We start from the raw sequence: 13808 nt of genomic DNA, 5'->3' as shown, positions 1-13808 counted from the left end.
TTGATGCGATGTTAAATACGGTGAAACGATGGAACACATTACGAAATCAATTATTGATTGTCTATCTATTGGTCACATTTCTTGTGTTGATTATTGTCAGCGGAATTACTTATATCCTTGTTGCTGAATTGCTGCAAGATAATGCAGAGGAACAAATCAGGCAGACAGCAACAGAATCCAGCGGCCGTTATGACTCACTTTATGAACAAATGAACATGGTGACAAAACAAATTATTACGAATGAAGAGTTGCAGAGTGTATTACAGAAAGAATGGAACGGACAATCCTCGACTTTCAATGAAAGACAATCATTAATGAGGTCACTAAACCTGATCCAGGCAAATGCTGACGGAATTTATTCAGTGGAAGTATACACAAAGGAATATCAGCGGATTATTCCAATTGATGCAACTAATCTTGTCGAAAGGCTTGATCCACAATGGGTATCACAAGCTAATGATGCAAAAGGCGGTTTAATCTGGATTGGGGAGGATCCACTCGATTCAAATTATTTTCTCGCTGGCCGCCGAATAAATTTGATTGATGAAAACTTCTCACATGGCGGATATGTCATTGTTCGGATAAGCAGGCAACACGTTGAGTTGAAGAATGAAGCAGCAACAGATTTTACCGTCTTACTTGATAGCAAAGAAAGAATAATTACCTCTAACTTTCCCTATGAGATCGATAAAATTATTGAATTAAATGAACAGACATTATTATTAAACGGGAATGAGTATATGGTTGTGCCGCATACATCCCATAATACTGGCTGGACTATTTATTATTTGACTCCTGTTGAACAGTTAACAAAAGGGATGCCGGCCGTATTAATCGGTATTATTTTAGCAGGACTCTTCGGTTTGCTTATTTTCTCTGTATCTTCCTTTTTCTTAGCTACTTTTATTACTCGTCCGATCACAAGGTTGACGAGAAAAATGCAAGAGGCTGGAAAAGGGGTTCTGGCACACAATCCGGAAATCCTTTCAACAAATGAGATTAATGAACTGAATCAAACCTATAATCAGTTGGCAGCAGAAACCAATTATCTTGTCAAAATGGTCTATGAGAAGGAAATTATGAAGAACAGAACAGAGTTAAAGGCATTACAGGCTCAAATTCACCCGCACTTTCTTTTTAATACATTAGATGCACTATACTGGTCACTGGATGAAAAAGAGGAAGAAGAATTGGCGAATGTCGTTCTGGCAATGTCTGAACTGTTTCGCTACACCATTACGAGGGAGAACCATGATGAATGGGTGACAATAAAGGAAGAGTTAGAGCACATTGAACGTTATATGCAAATTATGCGGATGCGATTTGGAGACAGGCTGAATTGGGAGAAAGGGGCGGATGTCGACTTATTGGATGTGAAAATTCCTAAGTTAATGATCCAGCCATTAGTGGAAAATGCCATCCTACATGGAGCTGGTAATGTAGTTCGTCAATCTAAAATCATGATATTAATTGAAAAAGTAAAGGATACTGATCACATAAGAGTCACCGTAACTGATAACGGACCAGGGATGAATCCTGAACGGTTGTACTATGTAAACCAACTGATGAATGGTGATGTGACACAACATAATGGCTCAGGAATGGCATTGCAAAATGTTCAGAAAAGGTTGCATCTTTTTTATGGAGTGGAAGGAAGCCCCTTGCATATTCATAGTGTTGAAGGAAAAGGGACAATGGTCAGTTTTGAGATTCCGGTAAAAAGGGAGAGAGAACAATGGAACGAAAACTAATCCTGGTAGTAGATGATGAGCCAAGGAGCAGAAATGGGATAAAAAAGACAATTGAGCGTGCAGGAATAGACCGTTTTGAAGTGTTGACAGCTGAAAATGCGGCAGAGGCAGTGAAGCTGATTGATAAACAAAAGGTACAGATATTAATCACAGATATTAGAATGCCGGAAACAACTGGATTAGAATTATTAAAACAATTAAAGCAAAAAGCACAAGACCCTGTTGTCATTATAATATCCGCATACTCTGAATTTGATTATGCACACCAGGCATTAGAATTAGGTGTGATTAATTATTTATTAAAACCTATCTCAAAAGAAAAACTGATGGAAGCAATAGAGAAAGCAGTTTCTGTAGAAGAGCAATTAAAGAAATCAGATGTTGTGGAAAAAATTATTGATGAAGACTGGATCCGTACAAGGAGAGAAAAAAATTACAATCGGGCGATCAGGGAAGCGTTAGATTATATTGAAGCGCATTTTTGCAGGGATCTGACATTAAAGCAGGTAGCAAAAGAGGTGCACTTAAATGCAAGTTACTTAAGCGGTCTTTTTAAAGAGGAATTAGACATGACATTTAGTGAATACTTGGCTCGCAGAAGAATGCAAGATGCGAAACGATTGTTGCTGACGACAGATACAACAGTGACAGAAATTGCGGAACAGGTTGGTTATCAAACAGCAAAGTATTTTATTAAAATCTTTAAACAGTATGAAAATATTACGCCACATGCTTACCGCAAACAAAAATGAAAGCGATTTCTAAAATATGTGGTATTTTCTCTAATCATTGTTACCTTACGGGAGATCAGCACGGATGCTACACTATCCTTGTAATAAATAATTTAACATATTGGGGGTTTTCCTAGTGAGAGACAATTGGAAAAAGATGTTGGCCGCTATTGCTTTTACTGTCTTATTTATATTAACGGCTTGTGGTGGCGGGTCTGAATCAAGCTCGAGTGGTGAATCTAATGAAAACGGTTCAGATTCAGCGGGTAAGACAATAGAATTCATGCATTTATGGCCTGAAGGCAGTTCAAAACAGCATTTCGAAATTGTAAATGGAATTATCGATGAATATGAACAAAACAATCCTGATGTAAAAGTAGAGGTAGAGATTTTAGGAAATGAACAATATAAAGAGAAATTAAAAGTACTATCAACTTCCAATGAACTCCCGGACGTTGGAATGGCATGGCCAGCTGGTTTTCTTGAGCCTTATGTAAGCGGTAATATGTTTGCACCGTTAGATGATTTACTTGAAGGGCCATTAAAAGATAAGTTTGTTGCAGGAACAGCAGAGGCTTACCAGATCGATGGCAGCACTTACAGCTTGCCATTGGAATTAAACATTACACCAATATATTACAATAAGCGAATTTTTGACGAAAATGGCGTAGAAGTACCAGAAACATATGAAGAATTAAAGGCTGCGATCCAGACACTTGCTGATAATGGGGTCACACCAGTTGCCCTCGGAAATAAAGATCGCTGGACTGGTTCGATGTGGTATATGTATCTGGCAGATCGAATCGGCGGCCCGGAAGTATTAAACAAGGCGATTAATCGGACAGGAAGTTTTGAAGACCCTGCTTTAATTCAAGCTGCTGAGGAGATTCAGGAACTTGTCGATATGAATGCTTTTATCAATGGATTTAATGGATTAGGAAATGATGAAGCAAAAGGTTACTTTATTAATGAGCAAGCAGCTATGTACTTGATGGCAACATGGGATTTGCCTGAATGGACAACTAATGAAGATAATCCGCAAGAATTCAGAGATTCCGTAGAGTATATGAAGTTTCCAACTGTTGAAGGTGGAGCAGGAGATATTAACAGTTATGTAGGTGGACCTGGTGTAGGTTTATTTGTTGCAGAAAATTCCGATGTAAAAGAAGAAGCGAAAGACTTTGTTGCTTTCTTTGTAGAAAAATGGGGCGAAAAATCGGTAACAGATGCTGGAGTAATTCCTGCAACGAAAGTGGACACAGAAGGAATTGAATTACCGCAGATGTATATTGACATTCTCAATGATTTGAATGAAGCTTCCAACTTAACATTATATGCCGATGTACAAATGAGTCCAAGTGTTGCAGAAGTACACTTAGACATGATTCAGGCATTATTTGGTAAAGCGGTAACACCTGAAGAATTTGTGCAAGAGCAAGAAGCAGCATTAGCTGAAGAAGAAGAATAAATGTTGGACAGGAAAAGGACATATTTAATATAGGAATATGTCCTTTTCTGTTTCATATTCAGCTAGCGATTTAGCAAAAAAATTGTAAAAGGGGACTTTTCTATGAACAAAGTGATGTCAAATAAACTAGTCATTGCTTTATATGTATTACCAGCATTGATCCTGATTGTAACACTTATCTATGGACCGATCTTGTTAACTGGCTATTACGGACTGATGGAATGGAATGGTATAGGTCCTATGTCCTTTGTCGGCTTAGATAATTATATTGAATTAGTACAAGACAGTAAGTTTTGGGAAAGTGCGGGACATTCCTTTTTATTAGCCTTCTTCTCTACATTAAGTTTGGCTGGTTATTTAATTATATCTCTCATTTTGGGAGGAAAAATAAAGGGATCTAATTTACTCAGGAAGATATATCTCATTCCAATGCTTTTATCCTCTGTTGCCATTGCTCAGCTATGGATTAAAATTTATGATCCAAATAATGGGATGCTGAACAGTCTGTTGATGGCTCTGGGTGTGGATAATCCGCCTGCATGGCTTGCTGACCCTAATTATGTATTGTATGCCATTTTTGTCGCGATCCTTTGGCAGTATGCTGGCTTTTATATCATTATCTATTATGCTGCACTTAAAGGAATTCCTGAAACCTTAATTGAAGCTGCGAGGATAGATGGTGCTAACCCTGTTCAAATTGCTTATAAAATTAAAGTGCCGCTTATTGCAGGTGTAATCAAAGTGACCATTGTACTGGCAATTGTCGGATCGTTAAAATATTTTGATCTGATCTATGTAATGACAGGCGGTGGTCCGAATGGTGCCAGTGAAGTAATTGCTTCATACATGTATCAGGAAGCGTTCGGCAGCTATAACTTTGGCTATGGTAGTGCAGTTGCGTTCTTCTTGCTGCTTATTACACTAGTGATTACATGGCTGACTAGAAAATTAACCGCTTCTGGCGATGAAGTGCAGTATTAAGGAGGGAACTTTTCAAAATGGCTGAAACTAAACATAATACAGGCACAGAGCGCAATAATTTATCAAGAATTGGAATGATATTGCTGTATGCAGCATTAGTTATTGTGGCGATTTTTCAACTATATCCGCTTGTCTGGCTGTTTTTATTTTCATTAAAAAGTAATGCAGAAGTATTTGGGCTTTCTCCTTTTGCATTGCCGCAAGATCCAAAGTGGGACAATTATATCAGAGTGTGGACAGATGGGAACATTGACTTGTATTTCTTTAATAGTGTTTGGATAACAGTGGCATCTGTTCTGTTAACCGTCTTGTTAGCGAGTTTTGTTACCTTTGCGATCACAAGGATGAATTGGAAGCTGAATAAATTAGTACTTGGTTTATTTATGGTTGGCTTAATGGTTCCTATTCATTCGGCGTTAATTCCTTTATTTGATTTCTTTTTAACAGTAGATTTAATTGATCATCCGCTTTCCATTATCTTATCTTATACGGCATTTAACTTGCCATTAACGATCATGATATTGCTCGGATTTTATTATACTCTTCCGCGTGAAGTGGAAGAAGCGGCTGTTGTGGATGGCTGTTCTGTTCATCGTATCTTTTTCCAGATTACATTGCCGATGACGACACCTGTCATTGCGACGACTGCTATTATCAATATGATCTATAACTGGAATGAATTTGTCTTTGTAAATACGTTTATCAGCTCAGATAAATTTAAGACATTAACAGTCGGGATCCAAAATTTTATCGGTCAGTATTTAACAGACTGGGGAGCAATTGGGGCGACATTGATCATTAGTATTATACCCATATTAATCGCATTCTTAGTATTAAGTGACCGGATTGTCGAAGGGATTGCTGCTGGTTCGATCAAAGGATAAAAAGAAGATCAAAAGTATAGACAAAATCAAATAGGAGAAACTACACCGTGATGGACAGCTTTTTCACTCATCAACAGGAGGTTTTTCCAATGAAAACAGTAAGAGACATAATGACAGAGGATATTATCAGTTGCCGAATGGATGATTCCATCGCAGCAGTTGCGCAATTAATGAAAGAGAAAGATATCGGTGCTATTCCAGTTTGTGAAAACAATCAGGATTTACTCGGGATGGTAACAGACCGTGATTTAGTAATAAGAGGTTATGCGGACAATAAAGATGGTACAACACCTGTAAAAGAGGTAATGAGTGACCGTTTATATAAAATTTTTCCTGAGGCTACTCTAGAAGAAGCTAGTGTGATGATGGCAGATTATAAAATCCGCCGCTTACCGGTAGTAAACCAGGGGAAATTAATTGGTATTATCTCATTAGGAGATTTATCATGCAGGCAGAGCATTGGAAGAGATTTCAGAACATACCAATCTGCAGCACTAAGTTTTTTTCACAAAACGAAACGAACTGGGAATCAAGCAACTCCTAGTTCGTTTTTTCTGTTAATTTCTGCTGTTTTGCCTCAATTCTTTGAAAAGCGTGGAAGCATGTTCCCATAATAATAAAGGTAATTAAACTGCCGCTAAAGAAGACAATCGTACCAGGGACAAATTGCATCACATACAATATGACCACTATCGCTGCAAGCATGGATATATTATGAAGTGGATTCAAAATCATAATAAAGAATGAATTTTTCCAAATGTCAAGAAATTTAACATTAAAATGGACAAATGTTGGAAATACATACAAAATTACTAAAGAGATCGCAATCATAAATACCAATAATGGGATTTTGATAATATCATGGAATCCGCCTTGAAATAAGATAATGTATTGATAATTGATGTAAAAAACAAAGCCTGTTAACACAATAATTAAACCAAAGAGATTGCTTTTGACAAATTCCTTTTTATACGTTGACCAGAATGTACTAAAAACAGGCTGGTCTGTGTTGCCCATAATCCATTGTCTGACTAATGTAAACATCGCAACAGTTGCTGGAAAAAATCCAAAGACGATGAGGCCGAGTAAACTAAATACAATCCATAATATATTCACATAAGCAAACCGAGTGATCCATTCCGACGCAGTAAACAAAAATGAGTTTCGCATAAAGTAACCTCTTTCATGAATTGGTATCTTTATTTTACCATAATTTGAAGGAAAAAACGTTGACTAGTTGAAACAATTAAGCTTACGATAGGATGAAAAACAAATAAGTGAGGTAAGAATATGCAGCATGCGAAAAAGAAAATCAGAAATATGTTAAACGGCCAAGGTTACGCAGATATAGTGATCAAAAACGGAACACTTATTAATGTGATAACAAGAGAAATGCAGCCGAATATCGATGTGGCGATAGTAGAGGACCGTATTGCTTTTATCGGGAATGCAAGCAAATTTATTGGCGAACATACGGAGTTAATTGATGCGTCAGGAAAATATATTGCTCCTGGTCTGATGGATGGGCACATGCATGTAGAGAGTACCATGCTGTCCGTGACGGAATTCGCGAAAGCAGCATTAGTAAAAGGAACAACAGCGGTATTTATGGATCCGCATGAAATAGCCAATGTTCTCGGAACAGAGGGTGTTCGCTTAATGCATGAAGAAGGAAGACAACTGCCATTAAAAGTTTTCACAACCTTCCCATCCTGTGTACCAGCAACGAATGATCTGGAAGATGCAGGTGCGACATTGGAAGTTGCGGACATTGAAGCTGGTCTAGAGTGGGATGGTGTCGTCGGTTTAGGTGAAGTGATGAATTTTCCAGGTGTAGTTTATGATGATCCGAAAATGATCGGTGAGATTGAAGCAACGATAAAAGCACGCAAAACCGTTACAGGGCATTTTCCAGAGGGTAGTTCTGAAATGTTGCAGGCATATATTGCATCAGGCGTGGATTCCTGTCATGAGACGGTTACAAGAGAACAAGGACTGGAAAAGGCAAGATTAGGAATGCATATTATGATTCGGGAAGGCTCTGCCTGGCATGATGTAAAAGAAGTGATAAAAATTATTACAGAAGATGGAATTGATCCCACCAATGTCTCTTTAGTAACAGATGATGTTTATCCACAGACACTTGTGGATAAAGGACAGCTGAATCATGTGATTCGAAGAGCAATGGAAGAAGGGGTGGACCCTGTCACTGCTATCCAAATGGGAACAATTAATGTAGCGAGATATTTTCAGATGGACAAAGAGCTTGGCAGTATTACACCAGGCAAAATAGCGGATATTATTGTGCTGAATGATCTGGAAAAAGTTGAAGCAGAAACAGTAATCTCAAATGGAAAAATAGTTGTCCACAATAGTGAGTTAGTTATACACATACCTGAATACACTTATCCACAATTTGCTTTAGAAACTGTAAAAATCAAGTGTCCGTTGATTGCTGAGGATTTTTTATACACAACTTCTGTGGATAAGGCTGTGAATATTAATGGAATTAAAGTTGTGGAAAACAGTGCCCGGACAGAAAAAATGACAGCAACTTTAGATGTAGTAGATGGGGTTATCCAGCCGAGTCTGAAGCAGGATATTATCAGACTGGCCTGCATCGACCGTCATCACCAGTCAGGGCAGATTTCACTGGCTTTTGCACAAGGTTTTCAAATAAAAACTGGTGCAGTTGCTTCCACAGTAGCTCATGATAGTCATAACCTGTTAGTGATGGGGATAGATCCGGATGATATGAAGCTTGCGGCTAATACCCTGGCGGCATCAGGCGGCGGTATGGTTGTTGTGGATAAAGGTGAGGTTCTTGCCCATGTGCCAATGCCAATTGCAGGCTTAATGTCAGATCAGCCATTGGAAACTGTTGTCGAGCAAGTACAGCAATTGGAAAAAGCATGGCAGGAGATTGGCTGCCCGATCCATGCCCCATTTATGACTTTTTCCTTAATTGCACTGCCTGTTATTCCAGAGGTTCGGATATCCAACCGCGGATTGGTTGATGTGACAAAATTTGAATTAATTGATGTGGTGAGAGGATAATCGAGTTGCTCCTATGTTGATAACATGGGAGCATTTTTTCTGTTGACCTTTGGATACTGGTGGAATAAAATGGGTAATGAAAGGGAGTGATAGATTGATCTTTAAGGAAAGAAGGAAGTCTCATGAACTGTTATTGTTTGAAGCCTTATCTGTCCGAAGCAATTTATCTTTGCAGGACAAGCAGTATTTTAAAGGACTGGAAAAAGGATATCAGGGTGAATTATTGTTTGATTCCTGGACGGAAGAACTTTCATGTGATTGCCTGATTTTAAATGATGTTTTGTTAAAGCAGAAGAATAACCATTTCCAAAATGATACCCTCATGCTCCTCGCAGAAAAACTCTTCTTATTCGAAATCAAAAACTTTGAAGGAGACCATTATTATGACTCCGAACGTCTCTACCTGAAATCCAAAGAAGAAAGAAGTAATCCTTTACTCCAATTAGAAAGAAATGAATCATTGCTGCGCCAGCTATTACAGGCAAGTGACATTTTGCTTCCCATTTATAGTTATGTTGTCTTCGTCAATTCCGCATTCACCATGTACCAGGCTCCCTTAAATAAACCCTTCATATATCCAACTCAGATCAAAAAATTTCTTCAGCAATTTGACCAAGTGAAATCAACCATTACACCGAAGGAAAAGTACCTTGCTAAACATGTAACATCCCTTCATATCGAGAAACCTCCGATGTCCCAAGTGCCCGACTATCATTTTGATCAATTAAAAAAAGGAATCTTTTGTCCGCGCTGCAAGTCCTTTCAACTTTTGATTGATGGTCGAAAGTGTTTTTGCCAAAAATGTAATCAGGTAGAGTTTGTGGAACAGGCTGTTTTGCGGTGTGTGAGAGAATATCGGCTATTGTTTCCGGAGAGGAAAATTACGACGAATGATGTGTATGAATGGTGTAATCGGACCATACAGAAACAAAGGGTTCAGCGGATATTGAATAAGAATTTTAAACAATATTATCTTGGAAGAGTTACTTATTATGAAGTCTGATTTAAGATTATAGGGTAAGGCGCCCAACCTATCAAAAGTCAGCGAGAGAAGGGAAGATATGATAGGAAAAGGTGTCCAACCTATCAAAAGCCAGCGCGGGGAGGAGAGTTATGATAGGAAAAGTCGTTCTACCTATCAAAAGCCAGCGTGTGAAGAGGAGTTATGATAGGAAAAGGTGTCCAACCTATCAAAAGCCAGCGCGGGGAGGAGAGTTATGATAGGAAAAGTCGTTCTACCTATCAAAAGCCAGCGTGTGAAGAGGAGTTATGATAGGAAAAGGTGTCCAACCTATCAAAAGTCAGCGTGTGAAGAGGAGTTATGATAGGAAAAAGCGCTCAACCTATCAAAAGTCAGCGTGTGAGAGGAGTTATGATAGGAAAGGGCGCTCAACCTATCAAAAGTCAGCGTGTGAAGAGGAGTTATGATAGGAAAGGGCGCTCAACCTATCAAAAGTCAGCGCGGGGAGGGGAGTTATGATAGGAAAAAGCGCTCAACCTATCAAAAGTCAGTGCGGGAAGAGGAGTTATGATAGGAAAAGCCGTTCAACCTATCAAAAGTCAGCGAGGGAAGTGGGGTTTTGATAGGAAAAAGCGCTCAACCTATCAAAAGTCAGCGCGGGGAGGAGAGTTATGATAGGAAAAGCCGTTCAACCTATCAAAAGTCAGCGAGGGAAGGGAAGAAATGATAGGAAAAGCCGTTCTACCTATCAAAAGTCAGCGCGGGGAGGGGAGATATGATAGGAAGAATCGCTCAACTGCCAAATCGAATTCTTTTTTTAAAAAAAAAGAAACAGAGTATAATAACAATGAAAGCGATGTTCAGCAGAGAGATTTTTGAAATCGCTTCATTTGTTCATAAGACTAGGATAGTCGTGAAAATATATAATGTTAAGAAAGGATGATCAACATGAAATACCGTCAATTTGGAAAAACAGACATGAAAATAAGTGAGCTTAGTTTTGGAACATGGGCGATTGGTGGCGCATGGGGTGAGACAAATGACAAAGAAGCGTTAAATGGGCTTGCCCGGGCGATGGATGCTGGTGTAAATTTCTTTGATACAGCGGATGTGTATGGTGATGGGCATAGTGAGGAGCTGCTGGCAAAAGCGACGAAAGGAAAAGAGGATAAGATCTACATAGCGACAAAGTTTTGCCGCGCTGGTGATATTCACGATCCGGAAACTTATTCAGAGAAAGCTGTCACAAATTATGTGGAAAACAGTTTGAAACGTCTCCAGCGAGATCAGCTGGATCTGATTCAGATTCACTGCCCGCCGATAGAAATCCTCCAGAGTGGCCATGTGTTTGAGGTGTTGGATAAACTGCAGCAGCAAGGGAAGATCCGTCATTATGGTGTCAGTGTGGAAACAGTGGAAGAAGGTCTTCTTTCAATGGAGAATCCAAATGTTGCTGCACTTCAAGTTATTTTTAACATTTTCCGTCAAAAGCCAATCACAGAACTGTTTCCTGTGGCACAACAGAAAAATGTGGGCATCCTGGCTCGTGTGCCATTAGCAAGCGGGCTGTTAACAGGAAAGTTTTCCACAAACCATCAATTTGAGCAAGATGATCACAGGAATTTCAACAAAGACGGGGCTGCATTTAATGTTGGGGAAACATTTGCAGGCCTTCCATTTCAAAAGGGTGTGGAACTCAGCCAGCGATTAGAGTGGATTGCAGAAGGAAGGGGCAATATGACACAGGCTGCTCTCCAATGGATTCTAAGTCATGATGCGATTTCCGCTGTTATTCCTGGCTTTAAAACAGTAAAACAGGTGGAGGATAATTTAGCCGCAGTGGACGTAAACGAGTTTTCAAAAGAGGAACTGGAAAGATTGCACACTTTTTATGAAAAGGAAGTCCATCAGCATATTCGCGGGCCATATTAATGGGGGCCAGTCCAATATTAAGATAAATTAATATTACAAATTCAGGTTGACTTTTAATGGAAATATGGATATAATCCAAAGGTATTAACAAAAAAAGGTAAGGGAGGTCACGAAAAATGAAATTACAATTCAAATTTAATCAGTCTAAATTAAATAGAAATATTCATGTGACCTTGCCTAATATAGATTCAAATTAAATGTTGAGATAATTATACCATTTAGCAGAAAAGTCACGATTTGAACGTCTTATCGTGGCTTTTTCTTCTCTAGGAATGCTATATCTCTTTGTTTATAAGCGCATTTGGCTATGGTCAAATGCGCTTTTTATATATTCATAAATTTACGAAAGGAGAATACGAAATTATGGATAAAGAGTTTAGAAATCTAACATTAATTGATTGTGAGGATAGCTATGATGATGGCTAGCTGGTAAAAAGGAGGAGTAAGGATGTTTACTGTTTTTCGAAAATTATCTTGGTATTTTAAAGACCAATGGCTCAGCTATACGTTGGCAATTATTGCCCTGACGAGTGCGAGCTTACTGTTTATTATCCCGCCGATGTTAATTGGTAACGTGGTGGATACGATTGCACAAAATGAATTAACAGAACAAAGACTGCGAGAGGTTGTCCTGTTTTTTATTGGACTAATGATTGTCATTTATGTTTTGTCCTTTTACTGGGGACACACACTATTTGGCAGGGCAATCTTATTGGAAAGAACGATCCGTACAAAATTGATGAATCATTTTATGAAAATGACACCATCTTTTTACGGCAGGTACCGTACAGGTGATTTAATGGCGCGATCAACCAATGATCTGAAGGCATTAGCAACAACTGCTGGCTTCGGTATTTTAACATTGGTTGATTCGACAGTATTTATGTCATTCATTATTGGTGTCATGCTGATCATGATTGATTGGAAATTAACACTTGTTGCGCTCATTCCATTACCGATAATGGCGCTGATTATGCAAAATTACGGTGCGAAAATTCATCAGCGTTTTATGAAGGCACAAGCTTCCTTCAGTGAACTGAACAATAACACATTAGAATCGATCCAGGGTGTTCGTGTCATAAGAGCTTTTGTTCAGGAGAAGCAGGATGAACAGCGATTCAATGACAAAGCTGAAGAAGTTTTTCAAAAAAATATTGCGGTGGCAAGACTTGATGCGTTATTTGAACCGACGATGAAAATTCTTGTGGGTTTATCCTATACAATCGGGCTGGGTTATGGCGCATACCTTGTGATTCATGGGGATATAACGATTGGTCAGCTTGTTACATTTAATGTGTATCTAGGGATGCTGATCTGGCCGATGTTCGCAGTTGGTGAACTGATCAATGTGATGCAGCGCGGAAATGCCTCTTTAGACAGAATTGAAGATGTATTATCACAAGAAGAAGATGTGAAAAATCCAGAAGAGCCGAAAAGTATCACAGTACCGCAGAAAATCCAGTTCCAACAGTTATCATTCCAATATCCTGAGACAGGCAAAAAGGATCTTATTGATATCAATCTCGAAATAAATCGAGGGGAAACTATTGGGATTGCTGGAATTACAGGTTCAGGGAAAACAACATTGGTGAAGCAGCTCTTACGGGAATATCCGAAAGCATCAGAAGGAAAATTGCTTGTTGATAACATTCCGATCGAAGAATTTAAGCTGACTGAAACAAGGGATTGGATTGGTTACGTGCCACAGGATCATGTACTTTTCTCAAAAACCGTGAAGGAAAATATCCTGTTTGGTAATCCAGAGGCCAGTGATGAAGAGATTGATCATATTCTCGAGACAGCTTCCTTAAAAGAAGATATCGAAAACCTTCCTGATGGACTGGACACATTAGTTGGTGAAAGCGGGGTTACCTTATCAGGCGGGCAGAAACAAAGAGTCTCCCTTGCAAGAGCGTTAATTAAAAATCCGGAAATCCTCATTTTGGATGATTCCTTATCAGCTGTTGATGGCAAAACAGAAGCCAATATTATTGAACATCTGAAACAGGAACGGATTAACAAAACAACAATGATTGTTGCCCA

General features: G+C 38.9%; 11 protein-coding genes. 10 read left to right on the top strand and 1 reads right to left on the bottom strand.

Translation table 11 applies throughout. The features are described from left to right. Window positions 1-8 precede the first annotated feature (8 nt). The 6 genes from F9U64_RS08470 to F9U64_RS08445 all read left to right on the top strand — a co-directional run bounded on the left by F9U64_RS08470 (window position 9) and on the right by F9U64_RS08445 (window position 6429). Window positions 9-1751, top strand: a complete 1743-nt coding sequence (locus F9U64_RS08470; protein WP_153402579.1) for a sensor histidine kinase — start codon at window positions 9-11, stop codon at window positions 1749-1751. Further along, window positions 1736-2503, top strand: coding sequence for a response regulator transcription factor (locus F9U64_RS08465; protein WP_153402578.1), 768 nt, complete (start codon window positions 1736-1738; stop codon window positions 2501-2503). The genes F9U64_RS08470 and F9U64_RS08465 overlap by 16 nt, the downstream gene beginning before the upstream one ends. Before the next feature lie 136 nt (window positions 2504-2639). After that, a complete protein-coding gene (locus F9U64_RS08460) occupies window positions 2640-3950 on the top strand; it encodes an extracellular solute-binding protein (protein WP_153402739.1) in 1311 nt (436 codons plus the stop codon). Between the two features lie 102 nt (window positions 3951-4052). Then, on the top strand, window positions 4053-4931 hold the full coding sequence (locus F9U64_RS08455; RefSeq protein WP_153402577.1) for a carbohydrate ABC transporter permease: 879 nt from the start codon (window positions 4053-4055) through the stop codon (window positions 4929-4931). Between the two features lie 17 nt (window positions 4932-4948). After that, window positions 4949-5815 (top strand): carbohydrate ABC transporter permease, encoded by an 867-nt coding sequence (locus F9U64_RS08450; protein ID WP_153402576.1) that lies wholly within the window; start codon window positions 4949-4951, stop codon window positions 5813-5815. 89 nt (window positions 5816-5904) lie between these two features. Beyond that, the gene (locus tag F9U64_RS08445; RefSeq protein ID WP_323125832.1) at window positions 5905-6429 is read left to right on the top strand and encodes a CBS domain-containing protein; all 525 of its coding nucleotides are present in this window, start codon (window positions 5905-5907) and stop codon (window positions 6427-6429) included. On the opposite strand, the gene F9U64_RS08440 is transcribed toward F9U64_RS08445, so the two are convergent. Beyond that, window positions 6356-6985 carry a YesL family protein gene (locus F9U64_RS08440; protein ID WP_153402575.1) on the bottom strand — a complete coding sequence of 210 codons (630 nt, stop codon included), beginning with the start codon at window positions 6983-6985 and terminating at the stop codon, window positions 6356-6358. The two genes, F9U64_RS08445 and F9U64_RS08440, sit on opposite strands and share 74 nt — an antisense overlap. 120 nt (window positions 6986-7105) lie before the next feature. Here F9U64_RS08440 and ade point away from each other — a divergent pair, with 120 nt between their 5' ends. The 4 genes from ade to F9U64_RS08420 form a co-directional block, all read left to right on the top strand. Beyond that, entirely contained in the window at window positions 7106-8872 is a 1767-nt protein-coding gene (gene ade / locus F9U64_RS08435; RefSeq protein ID WP_153402574.1) for an adenine deaminase, read from the top strand. 94 nt (window positions 8873-8966) lie between these two features. Further along, the gene (locus F9U64_RS08430; protein ID WP_153402573.1) at window positions 8967-9875 is read left to right on the top strand and encodes a nuclease-related domain-containing protein; all 909 of its coding nucleotides are present in this window, start codon (window positions 8967-8969) and stop codon (window positions 9873-9875) included. Between the two features lie 906 nt (window positions 9876-10781). After that, window positions 10782-11765 (top strand): aldo/keto reductase, encoded by a 984-nt coding sequence (locus F9U64_RS08425; RefSeq protein ID WP_153402572.1) that lies wholly within the window; start codon window positions 10782-10784, stop codon window positions 11763-11765. A 448-nt stretch (window positions 11766-12213) separates the two neighbouring features. Then, window positions 12214-13808 (top strand): ABC transporter ATP-binding protein (locus F9U64_RS08420; RefSeq protein ID WP_228275633.1); only part of this gene is annotated, 1595 nt, incomplete at its 3' end.

This window comes from Gracilibacillus oryzae (assembly GCF_009498735.1).
GTDB lineage: Bacteria > Bacillota > Bacilli > Bacillales > Amphibacillaceae > Gracilibacillus > Gracilibacillus oryzae.
The sequence above is the reverse complement of the archived record's forward strand: the minus strand, read 5'-3'. Positions and strand labels throughout refer to the sequence as shown.

What these genes read in the sequence shown, in the direction of transcription:
- F9U64_RS08450 (WP_153402576.1), top strand. Translation starts at nt 4,949, where the DNA reads ATGGCTGAAACTAAACATAATACAGGCACAGAGCGCAATAATTTATCA.
- F9U64_RS08460 (WP_153402739.1), top strand. Translation starts at nt 2,640, where the DNA reads ATGTTGGCCGCTATTGCTTTTACTGTCTTATTTATATTAACGGCTTGT.
- F9U64_RS08465 (WP_153402578.1), top strand. Translation starts at nt 1,736, where the DNA reads ATGGAACGAAAACTAATCCTGGTAGTAGATGATGAGCCAAGGAGCAGA.
- F9U64_RS08445 (WP_323125832.1), top strand. Translation starts at nt 5,905, where the DNA reads ATGAAAACAGTAAGAGACATAATGACAGAGGATATTATCAGTTGCCGA.
- F9U64_RS08470 (WP_153402579.1), top strand. Translation starts at nt 9, where the DNA reads ATGTTAAATACGGTGAAACGATGGAACACATTACGAAATCAATTATTG.
- ade (WP_153402574.1), top strand. Translation starts at nt 7,106, where the DNA reads ATGCAGCATGCGAAAAAGAAAATCAGAAATATGTTAAACGGCCAAGGT.
- F9U64_RS08455 (WP_153402577.1), top strand. Translation starts at nt 4,053, where the DNA reads ATGAACAAAGTGATGTCAAATAAACTAGTCATTGCTTTATATGTATTA.
- F9U64_RS08440 (WP_153402575.1), bottom strand. Translation starts at nt 6,985, where the DNA reads ATGCGAAACTCATTTTTGTTTACTGCGTCGGAATGGATCACTCGGTTT.
- F9U64_RS08425 (WP_153402572.1), top strand. Translation starts at nt 10,782, where the DNA reads ATGAAATACCGTCAATTTGGAAAAACAGACATGAAAATAAGTGAGCTT.